Origin of the sequence: Rhizobacter sp., from assembly GCA_021153565.1 — a bacterium.
Classification (GTDB): Bacteria; Pseudomonadota; Gammaproteobacteria; order Burkholderiales; family Burkholderiaceae_C; genus Albitalea.
Window position 1 is genome coordinate 63,937 of sequence record JAJKJU010000006.1, and the last position, 21,902, is coordinate 85,838.

The window sequence follows — 21,902 nt, forward strand, 5'->3', positions numbered from 1 at the left end:
CGATGAAGATCCTAAACTGGTTGACGGCGAGTCTTCTCACGATGACTCTTGCCGCCTGTGGTGGCGGTGGGAATGCAGGAGACTCGACGTTTGGTGGCGGATCCACCGGAGGTTCCACTGGCGGCACAACGACGAGTGCGCCAACTCTAACGGTCGCTCTGTCGTCTCCAACGGTCACCTCCTCTGCCCCTGCGACGGTAACGGCTACCCTGCAGGATTCGAAAGGCAATGGGATTGCCAGCCAGGTGGTCACCTTCGCGTCGGATGGCGGGCTTGGCACCTTCAGCGCTGCGACCGCCCTTACGAACTCGTCTGGGCAAGCGTCGGTGGCTGTGTATCCAAAGAGCAGTACGGCGGTCGGGGCCGACTCGGTGACTGCGTCTGCTTCCGTCAACGGTACTGCAGTGAAGGCAACGATCGGATATCAGCTAACTGCAAGCAATGTCACTATCTCGAGTTTCACCTCCGACGTAGGAGCCGGCACGCTCAGTGCGTACGGGCAAGCCACGCTCTCAGTGACCGTCGCGAACGCTGCGGCCGGAAGTCCCGTCAACGTCGCGGTGAGCTCGGCGTGTGTCACGGCTGGCAAGGCTACTCTTTCACAAACCAGCACGACGACGACCAACGGTACCGCAACATTCGCATATCAGGACGCTGGTTGTGGCGCGAACGTAGCAAGCGATTCTCTGCAAGCGACTGTCACCGGCGGTACTGGTGTTAGTACTCCGCTGACAATGAAGATCGCGTCGCCCGCCGTGAGCAGTGTGACCTTCGTCTCCGCCTCGCCGTCAACAATCTATATCAAGGGATCGGGGTTCACAGAAACGTCAACCGTCACCTTCAAGGTGGTCGACATTGCGGGCGGAGCGATTCCAAACCAGTTGGTGTCGATGATCGCGACAACGTATACAGGTGGTCTGACGCTGGACGGCGTGTCTACCGCTGTCACGAAGACCACGGACTCGAATGGTGAAGTCAAAGTCCTGGTGAACTCTGGGACCATTCCTACGCCTGTCCGCGTGAAGGCGAGCTTGGTGGGCTCAACGATTACGACGTCGTCCAGCAACCTCACGATTACCGTCGGGCTGCCGTCGCAAATCAACTTCTCGTTCTCGCAGAAGACACTGAACATCGAGGGCTTCAACATCGATGGGACGCCGAATACGTACACGATCATCGCGTCCGACCGCATGGGTAATCCTGTTCCGGCCGGAACGACCATCAACTTCGTGACCGAGGGTGGTCAGATTGTCGGTTCGAAGCAAATTGTCATCGATACGAATGGCAACGCGACTGCGACCACGTCCTTCCTCTCGTCTACCCCTCGTCCAAAGGATGGCCGGATCACTGTAGTCGCGTACGCCTTGGGTGAAGAGTCGTTCATCGATGCAAACGGCAACAATGTCTACGATGCCGGAGATGATTTTCAGGATCTGGGCGATGTCTTTGTGTCGAGCCCGTACTTCTCGACCTTCGATGCGGCAAATGACCAACGCATACCGTACACGTTGACTGGTACGACTGCTGCCTGCGTCACTGCGACCACCCCAAAGCTCAAACTTGACGTATATACACCGTCAGTCGCAACTTTCAGCGGGAGCAATAGATGCGATGGGGTTTGGGGCCAGGCATACGTGCGCCGTGCCGTCGAAACGGTGCTGTCCACCTCTGGTGCACGGCCACTCTGGAATTCAATCGGATCCGGAACACTCAGCAACGGCTGCGCTGCTGTGACCCTCAACGATGGTGACGGAACAACGTTCAACAAGTACTACCTTGTTGGGGCGGGAAGCATATTCAACCTTGCTGCGACTGGCTCGCTGAGTATCTTGGTCGGTGACAACAACACGTACTCTCCGGCGGCATCTCCTGCTGGACGATTGAACCCGATGGCTGCAGGAACCACGGTGAGCGTGGTGGCAACGACGGGCATCACGGCGAGTGTCAGTGGCGGCACCCCCGTTCCGAGTACCACGAACGTTAGTTCGGCGACGATCACTTACTCGTTCGACAGCGTCACTTCGGGCACTTTGACTTTGAAGTTCACTTCGCCGGGTGGTTTGACCACCTCGGTGCCGGTCGGCATCACGACTTCTCCCTCCGGGACGGCGTGCACCCCCCAGTAGTCAGTCTTGTCGGTCTTCCTGGTGCAGGCAAGTCCACCGTAGGGCGCCAACTGGCGCGGGCACTTCAGTGCCCGTTTGTGGATGTCGATGCCGAGATAGAGCGGCAGATCGGTACAAGCATTCGGCACTTTTTCGAAGTGGAAGGCGAGCCGGCGTTTCGTGACCTCGAGCAGGCGACGCTTGCTGGCCTCCTTGCCCGGGGTGGCGCCGTTCTCGCTACCGGTGGCGGTGCAGTGCTTCGCGAACAAAACCGTCAGAGCCTGCGGGAGCATTCTGTCGTGGTGTACCTCCGGTCCACCCCGGAGGAAATCTTCAAGCGGCTGCGACACGATACGCAGCGCCCCTTGCTGCAAGTGAAGGACCCCTTGCGGAAGCTGCGGGAACTATTTGAAGAGCGGGATCCTCTTTATCGTGATTCCGCGAGGTTTATCATCGAAACTGGTCGACCGTCAGTGCCCGCCCTGGTGAGAATGATCCTCATGCAACTGGAACTTGCCGGCGTGGTCGAGTCGTCCCGCGTAGCGTCGCCCGTGGAGCGGAAGCCGACAACTCCAAGCGCCTAAACTTGCCGACATGAAAAAACCGGCATTGAACGTGATTGTTCCCGTTGGAATCGAAGGACGCAGCTACGACATTGTCATCGGAAGCGGCCTCATCGAACGAGGCGACAGTTGGGACGGTCTCCCCGGCGCCACTGCCGCTGTCATTGTTACCAACAGCACGGTAGAGAAGCTCTACGCCCAGCAACTGGCACACGCTCTGAGCATTCGGTACGCGAAGGTCAGTCTGGTCGTACTCCCTGACGGTGAGTCCCACAAGAGCTGGGAATCTCTCAATACGATATTCGACCACCTGCTCGCCGCGGCATGTGATCGCAAGACAGTCTTGTTCGCGCTCGGCGGAGGGGTGGTTGGCGACATGACCGGGTTTGCCGCCGCGTGCTATATGCGTGGCGTCCCATTTGTTCAAGTTCCCACAACATTGCTCGCGCAAGTCGACTCCTCGGTCGGCGGCAAGACTGCCATTAATCATCCGCTGGGCAAGAACATGATCGGAGCGTTCTACCAACCGGTACGGGTCGTGTCCGATCTGGACACTCTGAAGACATTACCTCAGCGCGAGATCGCAGCGGGCCTCGCCGAAGTGATCAAGTATGGTCCGATCGCCGATGACGGATTCTTCTCCTGGATCGAGGAGCACCTCGATGCCTTGCTGGGCCTCGAAGCAGAACCCCTTGCGTACGCGATTCGCCGATCGTGTGAGATCAAGGCACTTGTCGTCTCGCAAGACGAACGTGAGTCCGGATTGCGCGCGATCCTTAACTTCGGCCATACCTTCGGCCATGCAATCGAAGCGGGATTGGGATACGGAGAATGGCTTCATGGTGAAGCGGTTGGTTGCGGGATGGTGATGGCGGCAGACCTTTCCGAGCGACTCGGCTTGATCGACGCCACCTATTCATCGCGAATTCGGCAGATTGTGAAGCGGGCAGGCTTGCCGACGATAGGGCCCCGTCTCGGCATCGACCGATACTTCGAACTCATGGGCCGAGACAAGAAGTCTGAGAGTGGCGACATCCGGTTCGTGCTCATCGATGCGCCGGGGCACGCGATTCTCCGATCGGCTCCGGACGCGCAAGTCCGTGCCGTCATCGAGAGCAACACGGGATGATGGTCGAGAAGAGGCGTTTTTTGAGGGTCAATCTGGAATACAAGCGCCTTACTGGCTGACATGCCTTCACTGTCGAAGGTTCGGAGTAAGTTTGGCGCTTACTGAGCGAGCACAAGTTCGATATGACGCACGCTTGCCACCTTGACTCCGCGACGCACAGCCGGCATCAGGTTTGTCGTGCAAAGACGGGCTGCAATAGCCTCAGGCTTGAGTGCCCCAACGGGATCCATGATCAGGACTTTGCACTTGCGGGCGACGCCGCGTTCGTCCACCCAGACGGCAAAGCTCAACCTGCGCACGCCAGATGTCACAAGCTGGTCCGCGTCCACTTCCCAATCGGGTAGCGGTGCGGCGGGAATGTCGACTTCGTGGCTCTCGTAATAGCGTGCCCGAAGACTTGGGTCGGTAGAAATTGTGTTGTCGGCAAGATTGCTCGGATCGGACTCAGGAGCTGCGAGGGCGCCAGCAGGCGGTTGTCGCACCTGCTCGACGATTGGTTCGAGTTTTGCCGTCTTTTCAGGCTCAGTCATGCTGCGTATGCGGAGGGCAGAGACTCGCAAGTCTGCTTCTGGATTCGAGCCGGCGACATCCGATGCGACAAACGCGGCAACAGCGACGCCAAGGATGACATGCGCCGTCGCAGACCCGACGACGAACAGAGTCATCAGCACAAGCTTTCGCATCATGCGCGCTCGCTACCTCCAGCATGCGGCCAATGCTGTCGCAGCATCAGCGTACTGGGATCCGTAATTCTTGATCATCTTTACGCCCATGTGGGTCAAGCCAAAGTCTCCGCACTTGTCGCTAGACATCGAACCCGTCCGTTTTGCCCAGACAACATATGTCTTTGGGGTTGGAGAACCCGAAGGGCCCGTGGTGTCCGCCACAACGATCGAATAGTTGGCGGTGCCCGTTGTTGGCGACTGGTAATAACGCCCTCCGAAGAGGCTGGACGCTGTGACTGCGGTACCAGCCGTGTTTTTGTCGTATGCGTAGTTCTCAGCGTAAAAGCGCTCCATCCACTGACTACCCTGAACAAGGACCGCCTGCGCATCGCTGCGGCGCCCTTTTGCCACGCTCTCGCTATAGGACGGGTAAGCGATCGCGGAGAGCACCGCGATGATCGCGACCGTGATCATCAACTCAATCAGGGTGAAGCCTCGGTCCGCGCCTGAGTTGCGAAACTCAGCGCAGCGGGACCGTTGATAACTGAACATATTTGCATGACTCATGGCGTTCATGGGTTCGTCTTCAGGCCAGGAATTTCACGCCAGAAAATACGGGCGTTCGTGTTGGCCCCGGCCACGCCGGTGTCGGTCTTGTCACCGACGATACGAGAGCAATTCAGCGTACCGTTGCCGCACGAACCTGTTGTGTAGTTCGTGCCCGTTCCCACGGCGTCTCGGCTGATCCGAACCTTCTGATCACTGATGGAGATGGATGCGAGCCAGTAAGTCGTGCTGCCGACGACTGTCGTGCCCAGCAAGGCGCTGCCTGGCAATCCTGTGATGGCATCCACAACGGTTATTCGCGCCTGGGGCGTCGGATAGCACGGCTCTGGCGATGTGGTGGGCGCAGGAGCGACCGAGACGATCGCAACCTGGGAATTCACCATCGCAGCGTTGCTGACGGACATCTCCGACGAGACGTTGAACGGCAAGTACCAGCCGAGTTTGGTGCTCCAGTCGATGACGCTGCCGGAGACATATCGATCCGTCGTGCTGCTGCTGACGTTGTTGAACGTGCGTGCCTGAAGTTGGCTCAGCGTGCGCGGCAAGGTGGAATCCAAAGATGAGGCGACCGTGGTCTTGAACACTGGTTTGTCCCAAATGCCGAAGATTGCATTGGTGCGACTTGTATTCGGAAAGTCCCCGCTCTCGTACGACTTACCTGTGGCAAAGATCAGCATCTGGCCGCCCATCGGATGGAATCGGAACTCAGGTGCGGATGTGATGGGAAGGGCCGTGCCTGCAGAGTCCTTTGCGGTGAACAGCGGCTTGCCAGAATAGGCGACCCCCCATTTTGTTGAATCCGCATTGCTCACATCGAATTTCCACAGATTGCCCTTGAGATCCCCCGCATAGATCGTGTCGGCGACGCCATCGTTGTTTTCGTCGACCCATATCGGTTGCGACAACGCATTACCCGGGCCTGGGTCGGCAACGATCTTCACGTAACGTCCGCTCCAGCTTCCGGCGCTGGGGCCGTCGGCAAACAGAATGTAGAGAACTGCCTTGCCGCTTGGGCTCATCACGCCGTTGCCGAACAGAGCCGCGAATTTGCCATTGTTCATGCGCGCGATCTGGCCCGACTGGCCGCTGAAACGGCTGACGGTAGGTTCAGAAATGATGTATCCGAGATCCGTCGTATCGTCCGCGGACGTGAACTGCCACTTGAATATGTTGGAGGCCTTCGTCTCGTCGGCAAGAACAGCAGGGTCCGTCACGTCGAGCGCAAACATGCCTTTGCCTCCTCGACCTAAACTGCTGAAGAGATAAGTTGACCAGGTGGCGCCGACCGTGATGTCGCCCACGAATGGGGAGCCATCCACGAAGGCCTGAACCTTTGCCGTCGTCGGATTCGCCCAATTGGGCAGGTTGGCGAAGACCGGCTCCGGGATGTACGAAATGATGGGTGTTCCGCCGCCAGACTTCGCAGAGCTGGCATTGAAGCCGTGCAACATTCCATCCCCAGATCCGACCCACAGGATGCCGGGACGGGTTGACCATTTGTTCACAAAGTCGCCGTAGCCGGCGAAATTGGAGCCAAAGAAGTTGGCGGCAGGTGGAACTTCCACTGTCGGATTCGAGTTGACGAGTGCGCCCATCACCGAATTCGAGGCGCGAACGCGGAACTGGCTCTTGTTCGTCGTGTCGCCTCGCAGCCATTGCATCATGCTCTTTGCGTAAGCGGTGGCGACAGTGGCGTCACTGATCCCAGACTTCAGAACGGTCTGCTTGGCGGAATCGAGGCTGTTGTACTGGAACTGAATCCCTGAACTCCCACTGTTGGTGACCACCGGACGAGTGATTGAATCCGCGAGTTTTGGGTGCGCATCCCACTCGGACTTGGTCAAGAAGAGTCCGGTCTTTTCGTCAATCGCGTAGGCAGACAGTTCACCGTGGCCGTCGCTAGGCTCGAATCGCGCGACATACTTCAGGTCGCCAGCTCGCAGTTGGCTTGATGCAATTGCAGGAGAAGTGTTCGCCGAATTGACGATGTCCTCAAGGATTTCGCGCAACGACGACTCCAACAGTTCAGGACTGCGGGCAACAAAATAATTGTCCGGTTCCCCGTCATTGCACGGCAGGCCGGTGACGCCGCCGCATGCTTTTCCGTCGGCACGTTTCACGTCCCACGCGTCCAGGTTACTGGAATCGGGCCACAGGCCGGTATAGGTCTTCTTGTCGTATTTGAAGCCACCGTATTTGGACATGTACCAAAGCGGCTCGCGAATGAGTGCATCCCTCGCGCCAGTGACGGTGTAACTCTTGCCCGTCTCTCCGCGATAGTACTTTCCACTGTAGTAGACGCACAGTGAACGAGGGTAGGACGTGATGGTGTCGATCGTGCAGCCAGAACCTGGGCTGCCAGTGGTCGTTCCCGAGTAAAGCGCGAGGCTCACATCCAGGCCGGTTTCTGTGGTGGCGTAGTTGTTGATCGAGCTGTGGAGATGTACGCCATCAGCATTCGTGCCAACCAAGGTGTAGCCGCTGGCGAGTGGAGCTGTCGATCCGCTGTTGGCCTCGACGGCTTGGGTGTAGACCTTGAGTGTTGAGGTCGAATCATTGAGAACCCAGCGCAAGCTTTGAAGCTGGTCCTGATCTTGGTCTTCACCGAGCATGTTGTGTTGCCACAGTGCCAGCGCAGCACCGGATTTGCCATCGGCGCTTCGGGACAGAATTTTGAAGTCGACCAAGTTTCCTGGGAGCAAATGCCCACCCAGCTGATCCTGCGATGCGGGCGTGATGTAGACGAATTGACCACTTCCAACCGGGACGGCGATCGTTGCGACGCCTCCAGACATCGATACGCCGTACTGGCGCACCATGAGTGCGTGACCCGAGACATCCTTCGGTATTGAAGTCGAGGTGAAATCATTTCGAATGGCGTTGGTGTTGGCGTAATACGCCATGCCGGAGCCAAGGTAGGTGCCACGGAAGTTCGGACCGTCGGCACACACGCCGCTTACTTTGCCAAGATCAGTGATTGTCTTTCCGGTGCAAAGCTGATCCTTTTCGGCCGTGGTGGTGCCACCGTTAAGTCCAACCAATCGGATAGTGCCTGTAATGCCTTCCTTGTCTCCTATCGTTTTTGTCAGACCTGCGGCTGTATAGGTGGTCGTGGGTTGAATTTGCGAGAAATTGACCAGGTCGTCGTCGTCGAAGCTGCTCGAGCCGCTCGTTACTGTCAGCATGTTCAGCGGGCGACAAATCGGCTGGCCGTAGAGCTTGGCTCGAGTTGACGAGCCGATCGTCGGATTCGACGTCAAGGGATCAGACCACGATGTGACGGCGGGCAGACCAATCGTGCTGTCTTTGGTTCCAGGTGAATACAGCGGCGACTTGCCAGCGAAATAACGCAACGACTCAAGAAGTAACTCGCTGACCGGATTGCCCCACGAGGGGCAACTGCCGTTGGTAATGCTGTCGGAAAAGCAGGTGTCGGCGTAATTGCCGCTTGCTAAGTCGTAGCCGTATAGAGTGATTTCGTTGAATGACTTGATGATGCCGCCGGTCCCGGAGGCTGGTGTGATGAAGACACCTGTGGCTGAATCGATCTCGTCGTTGATCTGCCCCATGTTCTTGCGCAGAACGCCGCCGCGCAGGTTGTTGTCATAAGAACCCATCATGAGCCCGAACTCAGCCTTGGCCGCTTCGGTTCCGCTGCTGGCGCTTTCACCGAACTCCTGAAGCAAGCCAATCGGTTTGTATGCCGGCGACGAGGACGTCCCGTAGTTTTTGCACTTCTCCGTGCCGAGCAGTGTGCTCGCACAAACCTGCACACGGGCCACGAAGCTCGTGTTCTCCCCGCTCTTGGCCGGCACCGAGGTCAAGTGCGCGTGGTTCGAGTTGGCTGAACCGTAGTCGCCCACGGGCGTCTGGTAGTTCGCATTGAGAAAGTTGATGGTCGGTGTTTGCCATGAATAGCCGACCTCCGACGACCAGTTGCAACTCAGTATCTCTGTCATATTCCAGAGGAGGAGGTTGCCCACTGCGGCACGTATCTCTGGGGTAAGAATGCTGCTCTGCGACGTGCCTGAATTCTCAGCTGGCCGGCGGCAGAAGGTAACGCCCTTGGCCATCGCGTTTGTGCTGGTGAATGGCGTCAGGCGGTTCAGGTCGTTGCCGTTGTAGTACTTGACGAACGCCTGGCTGTTGCGTGGTACGAACGAGAGCTCGAGCGTGGTGGCACCTGATGTGTCAGCCGATCTCATGCCGCCGTACAAAACTTTGCGCAGCACATCGAGGCGCGACATCGAGATCCAGTTCAGAAAGTTGCCGCTCCACTCCTTTGAGGAGCCGGTGCAGTAGTATTTGCCGCTCTCTACATCGGCAATGCGGCTCGGCTCAAAGCGTCCTGTTGCTGGGCTATAGGCCGACGTGCCGGGGTTGTAACTTGCGTTGTATGTGTAGCACTTCGCCGGATCAAAGTAGCCGTAGTACTTGAACGCGGGCATGTATGTGCGATCGACGACGCCGTCGAAGTCGATGTCATCGAAGTCCGTATAGGCCTTCCAAAACATCGTGAAGTCCTTGGAAGCGTTCAACATCACCATCGGCAAGTTGTTGTTCGACAGGATGTTGGGCGGGATTGCGGCGGGCTGCGCCTGAGCGACCGTGCCCCAGAGAGCCCCGATCGTGATCAGCAGGTTTCGAAAAATGCGTTTCATGATGGGCTCACTTCAATTCAGGAAGGGGCTGTAGTAACTCTGCAGCACGGTTTCGGTCTGCACGTCCGCGCCGAAGCCGCGAGCGGTAATGCGCATGATTGGTTTCGTGATATCGCGGCTCATGTACTCGATCAGGTATTCAGGTTGGCGCGCAACGCCTTGCACCGCGGGGGTTCCTGTGAAGGTGCCGAGCGGGACGGCACCTTTGAATGTGCAGTTCGCGCCGGAGATCGCGGCGGCCACGCATCGGTTTTGCCAGGTCGAGCCAGATGAGCAACCGGTCACCGCGCCAATCGTGTTGTTGCCCCACAGCCCACCTTTGTCGGCCGTGGCCGGCCACCAAGGTTGAGGGTTCGTGGCCGGGGAGGTCGTGTAGTTGCTTGCGTCGTAATACGAGAGCATTTGGCGGCACTGGCCGCGTGGGCAGTCCGTGTTGAAGTACGGCAAACCAACGACGGTAATTCCGATCGGCCGCTCAGCGCCACGAGCACACGCCGCGTTCGCTACTAAACCGCTCGTCTTCAATTGGAGGTCACGTTCAGCGTCGCGCAGGGCCGCTTCGGCTGCTTGGCGCGCGACTTCGAAATCGAGTTGGTTGCGGGTCAGACCTTCGGAGAGCGTGGAACGTCGGATGGTGAATGACGCCGCGATTGTGATGATCAACAGAAAGAGAAGTACAACAGGCAATGCGATGCCCTTGGTGGGCACGCGCTGCGCTCCGTCGCAAGAGCGACCTTCCATGGTGAGGTTCTTCATAGCGTGCCGGTCAGGTTGTTGCGCACTGCGTAGATTCGCTCAAAGCGCTTGTAGACCGTGTGGTCCGTGACTGGCTGTGTTTTCGAGTTGCCGCGGCAATCCACATAGGTGCGCGTGGCATCCCCGATACGAGCGCTTTGCAGGGATCGCACCAACATGCAGACTTTGACAGCAGACACGCGCTGCCATGGGTTCAGACCCGAAATTGTCGTGAGGGCGTTGACTTGAGCCGCTGTCAGAAATTGGTCTGGGCTTTGAACGGTTGTGTCGGTCCCGCCGGCCGCATAGACCCCATACCGAAAGACCAGGTCTTCGACCCCCATGAGCAGTGGTTGCAGAGCGGTGTTCGCCTCAACGCCGTTGCCGTGACAGGCGAGGCTATGTGCCGTGATGGTATTTCCGTCGGGGTCCGTGTAGTTGCTGTCGACAAGGCCAAATCTATTCGAAACGAATATTGGCAGCTTCGCCGCGGCCCGAGCTGTGTTGGCCGTATCGCTCGACGCCGGATTGCGATTGCAGTCGTTCGAGTTGCCTAGGAACGATGACGTTCCGAACTCTTCGGTTGCAAAGTAGTTGATGATGATTCCATCGGGTTTGCCCGCCTGTGTCGCTTCGCATGTCCCGCCCGCGGATGCGTCGTAGTGCGAACCATCGCAGCCGTACAACCCAGCGTTGTAGATGGAATTGACGCCCGGTGCTTTGATGTTGGTGTACTGGCCGTTGACCTTGTCGGTGGTCGCGTCGGTTGGATATTGGGCTGGGTAGAAGCCAGCCTTTTCAATCTCGCGGCCGACCATGTCGAGTGCGAGCTTGCCGGTTTCGTTGATGTCGCCATGGGCCTTCGTGGCTCGGGACGTTTCGGTCGTTGCCAAGTAAATGGACGAGGCGGCCAAGGACAGCACAAGACCGATCGTCAGGCCGACCATCAGTTCAACAAGTGTCACGCCCCGTTGAGATTGAATCTGATTCATGGTGTCACAAGCATGTTGGTGCAGCGAATCCCCGGGAGCTTTGAGGCCGCGGATGCAGGACAGCACGTTCGCCCGGCAATCCCGGTTTGCGTGCTGTCGCATGCAGCGGCCGAATCCAGTGACGTCGGAGCGCTGTCAAGCACAAAACTCTTGTCGAACCACATGACCGTGGCGACGTATCCAGTGTCGCGTTGGCCGCTGATGAATCCGGCTCCGCCAGGCAAGTCGCGTGCGAGCGCCAACCGCCAACGGACAATTTGAGACGCAGCGAGTTCAGCGGGTGTGCATGTGATTGCAGTTTCGCAATCCTTTGGGGCCGTGACCGTGCCCGCTTCGATAGCGGTTCGTTGTGTCGTGTAGTCCGTCAAGAACTGATACGCCGTGACGCTCGCGCTCGGATTCGCACGAACGCGGTCAGCGATGTCCGACAGGTTGGCGGCGACTGCGGCCCGAGCCCAGCCGCCTTGCGAATACCGCATGGTCAACACTTGCATTCCGGCGATGCCGAGCAGGCCGATCGAGAGGATCAGAATGGCTACCAAGACTTCGATGAGCGTCGAGCCTTGTTGGTCCGTGTGGCCACTCCTGGTGCCAATCAGCTTGGCAGGTTTGTGAAGTGTTTTCATGAGCATGAGGCAGTTGCGCCACGTACCGTTGCGCGCCCAGCAACGTCGAGGCAGATGAGCCGTTTCAATGCGGGGTCGGCTGATGGTGAGGTCACCTGAAAGTTGCCCGCGGCGGTCAAGGTGGCAAATCCGCGTGGATCGAACATCACCATGCTGAACGACGCACTCGATGGTGATATTGAGTAGCCTGTTGTCTGCGCTTGTCGTTGGCTTGTCAGGGTCGCGCCCGCGAGGCTGGGGTCCGTTTGTGTGCCATCGCAGGCAGGGTTGACGAATACGATCCAGCCCTTTTGGAAGTCGTCGCTGCTGCCGTTGCTGCACGTGTTTCCTGTCGTCAGGTTGGAGGAAACGTTGGTCGATGCGCAAATCGTCGCGCAGCTGTTTTTCGAAATGGCGAGCGCGCGTGTTTGTTGCAATGCGAACGTGAACTCGTTGCTGATCGATGCGAGCCTGTTCTTGATGATGATGCCGTTGAGGGAGGGCACTGCGAGTGTGGTGGCTATCGCTAGCACGGCCACGACAATCATTGATTCGATCAACGTGAAGCCGCGTACGAATCGGTTCGTGTTGCGCTCGTGCTGGACCATGATGTTGAGAGGTAATGACTGCTCTGTAGATGGGATGCGTCGGTAGCCCGCTCGTGTAAATTAACCGCGGCATTTTCATCAGCCTAGTGCCCGCAGACGAACGGTCGTTCCTGCGTGACTTGCGGAACCTTCCCAATAGCGAACGTGTACAAAGTCTCCAAGCTCCTTGCTCCGCCTCGGCTCGCATGGCCCGCCTGAACCGCTTGGTGGTGCCTGGAGAGGTCCATCTGGTGCGGCAATCAGCGGTGCCTGGTGCGCTACCTTTCCATGACGGTGCCGAATGCGAGGCGTTTCTTGCGAGCCTCAGGCGCGCGGCCACGGAACGTGGCGTGACCATTCACGGATACGCACTCCTGCCGGACACGTGGCTGCTGCTCTGTACGCCGGCCGAGGAGCAGTCTCTCGGCCGAATGATGCAGGCCATCTCGCGCTGGTTTGTTGCCGCATACAACCGTCGTCATGGTCGCGAAGGTGCGCTGTGGCGGAGTCGCTTTACCGCAGCGCCGCTTGCGGCAGGGCACGTCATCGATTGCCTTGTCTACGTCGAGCAGGCCCCCGTGCGTGCCGGTCTGGTCCAGTCGCCCGCGGAGTACCCGTGGTCCAGCGCGGGCCCTCACGTGACTGGTGGGCGCGACTTGGTGTTGTCCAGCAGTGTGGCCTTGTGGTCGCTGGGAAACACGCCGTTCGAGCGCGAAGCCGCCCACAGGCGAATGCTCGACGGTGGGCTCGCCACCGACAAGATGCGCCAGATCGAGGGGCGGCTTCTCAAGGGGTGGGGCTGGGCCAATCCTGAGGTTCTCGTCCAGTGGACGGCCACGGGTCGGCGGACGGTCCCCATGCCCCGGGGGCGTCCCTCCAAAGTCAAAGTGCGGGAATGAGTCTGTCCCTATTTAATTCCACGTGTTTTGATTTCTTGAATTAATTGGGGACAGACAAGCGGAGATTTTCGTTGTCGCCTTTTGTGCGCTGCAGTATTCTCGCGGGCATCCCCCTGGACAACCCGCTATGGACATGTCTTCAAACCAGGCTCCTTCGCAGCTCGCCACTGCATCCCTGGATGAACAGCGCCAAGCTGCACAAGGCCTGTACAACCCGGGCCAGGAACACGATGCCTGCGGCGTCGGCTTCGTGGCCCACATCAAAGGCCAGAAGGCGCACGGCATCGTCGAACAGGGTCTGAAGATCCTCGAGAACCTCGATCACCGGGGTGCGGTCGGTGCCGACAAGCTGATGGGCGACGGCGCAGGCATCCTGATCCAGATCCCGGACGATTACTTCCGGGCCGAGATGGCGCTGCAAGGCGTCGAGCTGCCACCTTTCGGCGAATACGGCGTCGGCATGATCTTCCTGCCCAAGGAGCACGCATCCCGCCTCGCTTGTATTCAGGAGCTCGAGCGCGCCGTGAAGGCGGAGGGGCAAGTGCTGCTGGGTTGGCGTGACGTTCCGGTAGACCGCGACATGCCGATGTCGCCGACCGTGCGCGCGAAGGAGCCGATCCTCAGGCAGATCTTCATCGGCCGCGGGCCTGACGTGATCGTCCCCGATGCGCTCGAACGCAAGCTCTACGTCATCCGCAAGACGGCCTCCAGTGCCATCCAGGCCTTGAAGCTCACGCACAGCCGCGAGTACTACGTACCCAGCATGAGCTGCCGCACCATCATCTACAAGGGCCTGCTGCTGGCCGATCAGGTCGGCAAGTACTACAAGGACCTGAAGGATCCGCGTGTCGTCTCCGCGCTCGCCCTGGTGCACCAGCGCTTCTCGACCAACACCTTCCCCGAATGGCCGCTCGCGCACCCCTACCGAATGGTCGCGCACAACGGCGAAATCAACACCGTCAAGGGCAACTTCAACTGGATGCGCGCCCGTGAAGGCGTGATGAAATCACCCGTGCTCGGCAACGATCTGAAGAAGCTCTATCCGATCAGCTTCGAAGGCCAGTCGGACACCGCCACCTTCGACAATGCTCTCGAATTGCTCACGATGAGCGGCTATTCGCTTGCCCACGCCGCGATGATGATGATCCCGGAGGCGTGGGAGCAGCACACGACGATGGACGAGCGCCGCCGCGCGTTCTACGAATATCACGCGGCGATGCTCGAACCCTGGGACGGCCCGGCCGCCATGGTCTTCACCGACGGCCGTCAGATCGGCGCCACCCTCGACCGCAACGGCCTTCGCCCGGCACGCTACATCGTGACGGACGACGACATCGTCGTGATGGCGTCCGAGTCCGGCGTGCTCCCCATCCCCGAGAACAAGATCGTCAAGAAGTGGCGTCTGCAGCCGGGCAAGATGTTCCTGATCGATCTGGAGCAGGGCCGCATCGTCGACGACGAAGAGCTCAAGAACCAGTTCGCATCTGCCAAGCCTTACCGCCAGTGGATTGAAAGCGTTCGCATCAAGCTTGAAGAGATCCCGGTGGATGCCGAGCAGGGCGTGTTCACTGAGAGCCTGCTCGACCGCCAACAGGCCTTCGGCTATACGCAGGAAGATCTCAAGTTCCTGATGAGCCCGATGGCGCAGGCCGGCGAAGAGGGCATCGGGTCCATGGGCAATGATTCGCCGCTTGCGGTGCTGTCGGACAAGAACAAGCCGCTTTACAACTATTTCAAGCAGCTGTTCGCGCAGGTCACGAACCCGCCGATCGATCCGATTCGCGAAGCGATCGTGATGTCGCTCGTGTCCTTCATCGGGCCGAAGCCGAACCTTCTGGACATCAATGCGGTGAATCCGCCAATGCGGCTCGAAGTACCTCAGCCCATCCTCGACTTCGAGGACATGTCGCGCCTGCGCCATATCGAGAAGCACACGCACGGCAAGTTCAAGAGCTACGAGTTGAACATCACCTACCCCGCGGCTTGGGGGGATGAAGGCGTCGAAGCCAAGCTTGCCTCGCTGTGTGCGGAGACGGTGGACGCTATCAAGTCCGGCCACAACATCCTGATCATCAGCGATCGCAAGATGGACCGCGACCACATCGCGATCCCTGCGCTGCTGGCCTTGTCGGCTGTGCACCAGCACCTGGTGCGTGAGGGCCTGCGCACGACGGCGGGCCTCGTGGTCGAAACAGGCTCCGCTCGCGAAGTACATCACTTCGGCGTGCTAGCGGGCTACGGTGCCGAAGCCGTGCACCCATATCTTGCAATGGAAACCCTCGCGAGTCTGTACAGGGATTTGCCCGGCGACATGTCCGCCGACAAGGCGATCTACAACTACGTGAAGGCGATCGGCAAGGGCCTGTCGAAGATCATGTCCAAGATGGGCGTGTCGACCTACATGTCCTATTGCGGCGCTCAGTTGTTCGAAGCCATCGGTCTCGAGAAGGACCTGGTCGACAAATACTTCCGCGGCACCGCATCGCAAGTGGGCGGCATCGGAGTGTTCGAGGTGGCGGAAGAAGCCATCCGCATGCACAAGGCCGCCTTCAGCGATGACCCGGTCCTCTCGGGCATGCTCGATGCTGGCGGCGAATACGCGTGGCGAGTCCGCGGCGAAGAGCACATGTGGACGCCGGACGCGATCGCCAAGCTGCAGCACAGCGCGCGGGCGAACAAGTTCGACACCTACAAGGAATATGCGCAGATCATCAACGACCAGTCGCGTCGCCACATGACTTTGCGCGGCCTGTTCGAGTTCAAGTTCGATCCCAGCAAGGCAATTCCGGTCGAAGAAGTCGAACCGGCGAGCGAAATCGTCAAGCGCTTCGCAACAGGCGCGATGTCGCTCGGCTCGATCTCAACAGAAGCACACTCGACGCTTGCGATTGCGATGAACCGCATCGGTGGCAAGAGCAATACGGGCGAGGGCGGTGAAGACCCGGCGCGTTATCGCAACGAGCTCAAGGGCATCCCGATCAAGGACGGTACCAAGGTCAGTGAAGTCGTCGGCGAGAAGGTGATTGAAGCCGACTACGCGCTGAAGGCCGGGGATTCGCTGCGTTCGAAGATCAAACAAGTCGCCTCAGGCCGCTTCGGTGTCACCACCGAATACCTCGTCAGTGCCGATCAAATCCAGATCAAGATGGCGCAAGGAGCCAAGCCTGGCGAGGGCGGCCAACTGCCGGGCGGCAAGGTCAGCGACTACATCGGCTTCCTGCGCTACTCGGTGCCGGGCGTCGGCCTCATTTCACCGCCACCTCACCACGACATCTATTCGATCGAAGACCTCGCGCAGCTCATCCACGACCTGAAGAATGCCAATCAAAAGGCGAGCATCAGCGTGAAGCTGGTGAGCGAAGTGGGTGTTGGCACGATCGCGGCCGGCGTGGCGAAAGCCAAGGCCGATCATGTCGTGATCGCGGGCCACGATGGCGGCACGGGCGCCTCGCCCTGGAGTTCCATCAAACACGCCGGCACGCCCTGGGAGCTGGGCTTGGCCGAAACGCAACAGACGCTGGTTCTTAACCGCCTGCGCTCGCGCATCCGAGTGCAGGCCGATGGCCAGATGAAGACAGGTCGCGACGTTGTCATCGGCGCACTGTTAGGCGCTGACGAGTTCGGTTTTGCCACAGCGCCGCTGGTCGTCGAAGGCTGCCTCATGATGCGCAAATGCCACCTCAACACCTGTCCGGTGGGTGTGGCCACGCAAGACCCGGTGCTTCGCAAGAAATTCCAGGGCCGCCCCGAGCACGTGGTGAACTTCTTCTTCTTCGTTGCCGAAGAAGCGCGCCAGATCATGGCGCAACTGGGCATTCGCAAGTTCGACGACCTGATCGGCCGTGCCGACCTGCTCGACACCAAGAAGAGCATCTCGCATTGGAAGGCGAAGGGCCTGGATTTCAGCCGCATCTTCCATCTGCCATCGGCGCCGGAGGAAGTGCCGCGCCGCCAGGTTGAGGAACAAGATCACGGTCTTTCCAAGGCGCTCGACGTCAGGTTGATCGAGAAGAGCAAGCCTGCCTTCGAACGCGGCGAGAAGGTGCAGTTCATGGAAGAGGCGCGCAACGTCAACCGCACGGTGGGCGCCATGCTCTCCGGAGAGTTGATCCGCCGTCATCCCGAAGGTCTGCCCGACCAGTCCATCTTTATCCAGTTCGAAGGCACGGGTGGGCAGAGCTTCGGCGCCTTCCTCGCCAAGGGCATCACGTTCTATCTGATCGGTGACGCCAACGACTACACCGGCAAGGGCATGTCAGGCGGCCGCATCGCGATTCGTCCGAGCATCGACTTCAGCGGCGACGCGACCAAGAACATCATCGTCGGCAACACCGTGCTTTACGGCGCGACCAGCGGCGAGGCTTTCTTGCGCGGTGTGGCGGGCGAGCGCTTCGCGGTACGGCTGTCGGGCGCGACGACGGTGGTCGAAGGCACCGGCGACCACGGTTGCGAATACATGACCGGCGGCACGGTCGTCGTGCTCGGCAGGACGGGGCGCAATTTTGCGGCGGGCATGAGCGGCGGCATCGCCTATGTCTTCGATGAAGATGGAAGATTCGCCGAGCGCTGCAACACCTCGATGGTGTCGCTCGAAAAGGTGCTTCCGGTCAAAGACCAGGAAACCTCGATCGACAAGGCCATCTGGCACAAAGGCACCGCTGACGAGACGCTCTTGAAGAGGCTCATCGAAAACCACCACAAGTGGACCGGCTCGCTGCGTGCTCGAGACATCCTCGACCATTGGGCCGACTCACGCGCAAAGTTCGTGAAGGTGTTCCCGAACGAATTCAGGCGCGCGCTGGGCGAGTTGAATGCCGCGAAGGAAGCCGGCGACACCATCGCGAAGGCGAAGGCCGCCGACAAAAAGAGCAAGACGGTGGGCGCCAAGTAAGGACATGGCCCAAAACAATTTCCGGGCCATGTCCTAAGCGGTGCCTGCATCAGCAATACCAAATCGGGAACATCATGGGAAAAGTCACCTGGTTTCTTGAATACGAGCGCGTCGAAGAGGGCTACGCGCCCGTTTCCAGCCGCGTCAAGAACTACAGCGAATTCGTCATTGGCCTGAAGGAAGAAGAGGCCAAGGTCCAGGGCGCACGCTGCATGGACTGTGGCATTCCGTTCTGCAACAACGGCTGCCCGGTCAACAACATCATTCCGGACTTCAACGATCTCGTGTACCGCGGCGACTGGAAGAACGCGTGGCATGTGCTGGATTCGACCAACAACTTCCCGGAGTTCACCGGCCGAATCTGCCCCGCGCCTTGCGAAGCAGCCTGCACGCTGAACTTCAATGACGATGCGGTGGGCATCAAGAGCATCGAGCACGCGATCATTGATCGCGCATGGAAGGAAGGCTGGGTATTGCCGCGTCCGGCGAAGACACGCACGGGCAAGAACGTGGCGATCGTCGGTTCGGGGCCTGCCGGCCTTGCCGCTGCGCAACAACTCGCCCGTGCCGGGCACGATGTGACGGTGTTCGAAAAGAACGACCGTATCGGTGGCCTGCTGCGCTACGGCATTCCCGACTTCAAGATGGAGAAGTCGCACATCGACCGTCGCGTCGAACAGATGCGCGCCGAGGGCGTGGTCTTTCGTGAAGGCGTGATGATTGGTCACCTGCCCGAAGGCAGCAAGGTCACGAACTGGGCCAAGGAAATCATCAGCCCCGAGATGCTCAAGGACCAGTTCGATGCGGTCGTGTTAACCGGTGGTGCGGAGCAGCCGCGCGATCTGCCGGTGCCCGGGCGCGATCTCGAAGGCATCTACTTCGCGATGGAGTTCCTGCCGCAGCAGAACAAGGTCAACGCCGGCGACAAAGTCAAGGGCCAGCTTCGCGCTGAGGGCAAGCACGTTATCGTGATCGGCGGTGGTGACACTGGCAGCGACTGCGTGGGCACGAGCAACCGCCACGCGGCGGCGAGCGTCACACAGTTCGAACTGCTGCCCATGCCTCCTGAGGAGGAGAACAAGCCGCTGGTGTGGCCCTACTGGCCGATCAAGCTGCGCACGTCGTCCAGCCACGAAGAAGGCTGCGAGCGCGAGTTCGCCATCGCGACCAAGGAGTTCATCGCCGGCGAAGGCAAGGAAAAGGGCAAGATCAAGGCGCTCAAGGCCGTTCGTGTCGAGTGGCAGGGCAACAAGATGGTCGAGGTGGCAGGCAGCGAGCAGATCCTGCCGGCCGACATGGTGCTCCTTGCCATGGGTTTCGTGGGCCCGGTGGGCAGCATCCTCGAAGCATTTGGTGTTGAGAAGGACTTGCGCGGTAATGCACGGGCCGGTGCCGATGTCATCGGCGGCTATCAGACCAACGTGCCCAAAGTGTTCGCCGCGGGCGATATGCGCCGTGGTCAGTCCCTGGTGGTGTGGGCAATCCGCGATGGTCGACAAGCCGCTCGTTCGGTCGACGAGTTCCTGATGGGCGCGAGTGACCTGCCTCGATAGTCGGTAGGTGGTAAGGCCCCCCAGTCGCCATGCTCCGCCATCCGGCTTGGGGCGCCCCGGCGCCAGACAAACCGTCCTTTCGGGTGGTCTGTGCGCAACATCGCACAGACCACCCCCTACGGTTTGCCCCGGGGATTTCGATGCCCGTGCGAGAATCGTTCGGTCTTCGTGCGCCATTTCCCATTTGGTGGCGCATGCCCGAATAATCCAATCAGGCCTCTCTCCGGCCGGCTCCATCCGCTTGAAATCTGACAGCCTGATCGAGATCGATCACGTCACGTTCGGCTACGACACCGGCCGAACCATCCTCAAGGACGTGAGTCTTCGTTTTGCGCGTGGCAAGGTCACCTCCATCCTGGGTGGCTCGGGCTGCGGCAAGACCACCCTTCTGCGCCTCATTGGCGGCAGCAATGCCGCCACGTCCGGCGCGGTCCGTTTCGATGGCGAGGTCGTCGACCCGCGTGACCGCGAGCGCATGTTCCGCATGCGCCGGCGCATGGGCATGCTGTTTCAGTTCGGAGCGCTGTTCACCGATCTTTCGGTGTTCGAGAACGTAGCCTTCCCGCTGCGAGAGCACACCGATCTTCCGGAGGCGATGATTCGCGACATCGTGCTGATGAAGTTGAATGCCGTGGGTCTGCGCGGTGCGGCGGGCTTGCGCATTTCCGAGGTTTCGGGTGGCATGGCCAGGCGCATTGCGCTGGCTCGGGCCATCGCGCTCGACCCGGAACTGATCATGTACGACGAGCCTTTCGCCGGGCTCGACCTGATCTCGATGGGCGTCGCGGCCAACCTGATTCGTACGCTGAATGATGTCACCGGCGCCACCTCGCTGGTCGTTTCACACGACGTGCCCGAGTGCATGGCAATCAGTGACTACGTCATTCTGATGGCGCCTCAAGGCCGCATCGTTGCGCAAGGCGTTCCCTCCGATCTGATGAACTCCACCGATCCCGAAGTGCGGCAGTTCGTGCGTGGCGAGCCTGATGGGCCGGTCAAGTTCCACTATCCGGCGGCGCCGCTCGCGCAAGACTTCGACGTCAAGGAGCCCGTGGCATGAATCCGGTGACCACAGTCGGCACCCGCACCTTGTCCGTGCTCCGTTCGTTCGGCCACGCGGCCTACTTCTTCGTCGACCTGCTGAAGGCCATCCCTGTTTCCCTGCGTCGCTTCGGCTTGGTTGTCACGCAAATCCATGCGATCGGCAACCTGTCATTGCTGATCATCCTGGCCTCTGGCATGGCAGTGGGCTTCGTGCTTGCGCTGCAGATGTATTACGCGCTCGTCACCTACGGTGCGACCGAATCGCTTGGATTGATCGTCAACCTCTCGCTTGTGCGTGAACTGGGTCCGGTGGTGGCTGCACTTTTGTTCGCGGGCCGCGCGGGCACGTCGCTCACAGCCGAGATCGGCCTCATGAAAGCCGGCGAACAGATCGCCGCGATGGAAATGATGGCCATCGACACCAAGAGCCGTGTGCTCGCGCCCCGCTTCATTGGCGGGATGGTGTCCATGCCCTTGCTTGCGATTCTGTTTTCTGCGGTCGGCATACTCGGCGCCTATGTCGTCGCCGTGCTGCTGCTGGGAATTGACTCGGGCAACTTCTGGTCCATCATGCAGTCGCGCGTCGACGTCTGGCGTGACGTCGGCAACGGCATTGTGAAGAGCTTCGTGTTCGGCATCATCTGCACCGCCGTCGCGCTCTATCAAGGTTATGAAACCGAGGCCACGCCGGAGGGGGTGGCCTATGCCACGACGCGGACCGTGGTGATCTCGTCTTTGTCCGTGCTGGCCACGGACTTCGTGCTCACTGCGTTGATGTTTTCGACGGGCTGAGAGCCTGAGAGTCTTTCGATCATGCCCGCTCATCACGCCAAAAGACCCCTGCTCGTCGTTGCAAATGCTCGCCATAGCCCGGGCTATGGCTGTGCTTTGCGCCTAGATCAGGTG

General features: G+C 59.7%; 15 protein-coding genes. 8 read left to right on the top strand and 7 right to left on the bottom strand.

Annotated elements, in window-relative coordinates; all coding sequences use genetic code 11:
• Nucleotides 1–2 precede the first annotated feature (2 nt).
• The 3 genes from AC30NL_RS00650 to aroB are packed head-to-tail and all read left to right on the top strand — an operon-like array spanning nt 3 to nt 3,797.
• Nucleotides 3–2,126, top strand: a complete 2,124-nt coding sequence (locus tag AC30NL_RS00650; RefSeq protein ID WP_489462080.1) for a hypothetical protein — start codon at nt 3–5, stop codon at nt 2,124–2,126.
• Nucleotides 2,111–2,689: a shikimate kinase gene (locus tag AC30NL_RS00655; protein ID WP_489462081.1), complete on the top strand. Its 579-nt coding sequence runs from the start codon at nt 2,111–2,113 to the stop codon at nt 2,687–2,689. The genes AC30NL_RS00650 and AC30NL_RS00655 overlap by 16 nt, the downstream gene beginning before the upstream one ends.
• Nucleotides 2,690–2,699: 10 nt before the next feature.
• The gene (gene aroB, locus AC30NL_RS00660) at nt 2,700–3,797 is read left to right on the top strand and encodes a 3-dehydroquinate synthase (RefSeq protein ID WP_489462082.1); all 1,098 of its coding nucleotides are present in this window, start codon (nt 2,700–2,702) and stop codon (nt 3,795–3,797) included.
• Nucleotides 3,798–3,895: 98 nt separating this feature from the next.
• Here the strand turns inward: aroB and AC30NL_RS00665 are convergent, their stop codons facing one another.
• From AC30NL_RS00665 to AC30NL_RS00695, 7 genes are all read right to left on the bottom strand, one after another.
• Nucleotides 3,896–4,483: a hypothetical protein gene (locus AC30NL_RS00665; protein ID WP_489462083.1), complete on the bottom strand. Its 588-nt coding sequence runs from the start codon at nt 4,481–4,483 to the stop codon at nt 3,896–3,898.
• Nucleotides 4,484–4,492: 9 nt separating this feature from the next.
• The gene (locus AC30NL_RS00670) at nt 4,493–5,038 is read right to left on the bottom strand and encodes a type IV pilin protein (RefSeq protein ID WP_489462084.1); all 546 of its coding nucleotides are present in this window, start codon (nt 5,036–5,038) and stop codon (nt 4,493–4,495) included.
• Nucleotides 5,035–9,477 (bottom strand): pilus assembly protein, encoded by a 4,443-nt coding sequence (locus tag AC30NL_RS00675; protein ID WP_489462085.1) that lies wholly within the window; start codon nt 9,475–9,477, stop codon nt 5,035–5,037. Before AC30NL_RS00675 ends, AC30NL_RS00670 begins: the two co-directional genes overlap by 4 nt.
• A gap of 225 nt (nt 9,478–9,702) precedes the next feature.
• Nucleotides 9,703–10,446 (bottom strand): pilus assembly PilX family protein, encoded by a 744-nt coding sequence (locus AC30NL_RS00680; RefSeq protein ID WP_489462086.1) that lies wholly within the window; start codon nt 10,444–10,446, stop codon nt 9,703–9,705.
• Nucleotides 10,443–11,417 (bottom strand): PilW family protein, encoded by a 975-nt coding sequence (locus AC30NL_RS00685; protein ID WP_489462087.1) that lies wholly within the window; start codon nt 11,415–11,417, stop codon nt 10,443–10,445. The genes AC30NL_RS00680 and AC30NL_RS00685 overlap by 4 nt, the downstream gene beginning before the upstream one ends.
• Nucleotides 11,414–12,043, bottom strand: coding sequence for a type IV pilus modification protein PilV (gene pilV, locus AC30NL_RS00690; protein WP_489462088.1), 630 nt, complete (start codon nt 12,041–12,043; stop codon nt 11,414–11,416). Before pilV ends, AC30NL_RS00685 begins: the two co-directional genes overlap by 4 nt.
• On the bottom strand, nt 12,040–12,630 hold the full coding sequence (locus tag AC30NL_RS00695) for a GspH/FimT family pseudopilin (protein WP_489462089.1): 591 nt from the start codon (nt 12,628–12,630) through the stop codon (nt 12,040–12,042). Before AC30NL_RS00695 ends, pilV begins: the two co-directional genes overlap by 4 nt.
• Nucleotides 12,631–12,815: 185 nt before the next feature.
• On the opposite strand from AC30NL_RS00695, the gene AC30NL_RS00700 reads away from it, so the two are divergent.
• The 5 genes from AC30NL_RS00700 to mlaE all read left to right on the top strand — a co-directional run bounded on the left by AC30NL_RS00700 (nt 12,816) and on the right by mlaE (nt 21,788).
• Entirely contained in the window at nt 12,816–13,508 is a 693-nt protein-coding gene (locus AC30NL_RS00700; RefSeq protein ID WP_489462090.1) for a transposase, read from the top strand.
• A 133-nt stretch (nt 13,509–13,641) separates the two neighbouring features.
• On the top strand, nt 13,642–18,399 hold the full coding sequence (locus AC30NL_RS00705) for a glutamate synthase-related protein (protein ID WP_489462097.1): 4,758 nt from the start codon (nt 13,642–13,644) through the stop codon (nt 18,397–18,399).
• A 74-nt stretch (nt 18,400–18,473) separates the two neighbouring features.
• Nucleotides 18,474–19,952, top strand: a complete 1,479-nt coding sequence (locus AC30NL_RS00710) for a glutamate synthase subunit beta (protein ID WP_489462091.1) — start codon at nt 18,474–18,476, stop codon at nt 19,950–19,952.
• 235 nt (nt 19,953–20,187) lie between these two features.
• Nucleotides 20,188–21,012 carry an ABC transporter ATP-binding protein gene (locus AC30NL_RS00715; protein ID WP_489462098.1) on the top strand — a complete coding sequence of 275 codons (825 nt, stop codon included), beginning with the start codon at nt 20,188–20,190 and terminating at the stop codon, nt 21,010–21,012.
• Complete coding sequence (gene mlaE, locus AC30NL_RS00720; protein ID WP_489462092.1) at nt 21,009–21,788, top strand: lipid asymmetry maintenance ABC transporter permease subunit MlaE; 780 nt, start codon at nt 21,009–21,011, stop codon at nt 21,786–21,788. Before AC30NL_RS00715 ends, mlaE begins: the two co-directional genes overlap by 4 nt.
• Nucleotides 21,789–21,902: the final 114 nt, after the last annotated feature.

Coding starts and splice junctions, on each gene's coding strand:
- AC30NL_RS00650 (WP_489462080.1), top strand. CDS start 3: ATGAAGATCCTAAACTGGTTGACGGCGAGTCTTCTCACGATGACTCTT.
- aroB (WP_489462082.1), top strand. CDS start 2,700: ATGAAAAAACCGGCATTGAACGTGATTGTTCCCGTTGGAATCGAAGGA.
- AC30NL_RS00665 (WP_489462083.1), bottom strand. CDS start 4,483: ATGATGCGAAAGCTTGTGCTGATGACTCTGTTCGTCGTCGGGTCTGCG.
- AC30NL_RS00670 (WP_489462084.1), bottom strand. CDS start 5,038: ATGAACGCCATGAGTCATGCAAATATGTTCAGTTATCAACGGTCCCGC.
- AC30NL_RS00675 (WP_489462085.1), bottom strand. CDS start 9,477: ATGCCCGCGTTCAAGTACTACGGCTACTTTGATCCGGCGAAGTGCTAC.
- AC30NL_RS00680 (WP_489462086.1), bottom strand. CDS start 10,446: ATGAAGAACCTCACCATGGAAGGTCGCTCTTGCGACGGAGCGCAGCGC.
- AC30NL_RS00685 (WP_489462087.1), bottom strand. CDS start 11,417: ATGAATCAGATTCAATCTCAACGGGGCGTGACACTTGTTGAACTGATG.
- pilV (WP_489462088.1), bottom strand. CDS start 12,043: ATGAAAACACTTCACAAACCTGCCAAGCTGATTGGCACCAGGAGTGGC.
- AC30NL_RS00695 (WP_489462089.1), bottom strand. CDS start 12,630: ATGGTCCAGCACGAGCGCAACACGAACCGATTCGTACGCGGCTTCACG.
- AC30NL_RS00700 (WP_489462090.1), top strand. CDS start 12,816: ATGGCCCGCCTGAACCGCTTGGTGGTGCCTGGAGAGGTCCATCTGGTG.
- AC30NL_RS00705 (WP_489462097.1), top strand. CDS start 13,642: ATGTCTTCAAACCAGGCTCCTTCGCAGCTCGCCACTGCATCCCTGGAT.
- AC30NL_RS00710 (WP_489462091.1), top strand. CDS start 18,474: ATGGGAAAAGTCACCTGGTTTCTTGAATACGAGCGCGTCGAAGAGGGC.
- mlaE (WP_489462092.1), top strand. CDS start 21,009: ATGAATCCGGTGACCACAGTCGGCACCCGCACCTTGTCCGTGCTCCGT.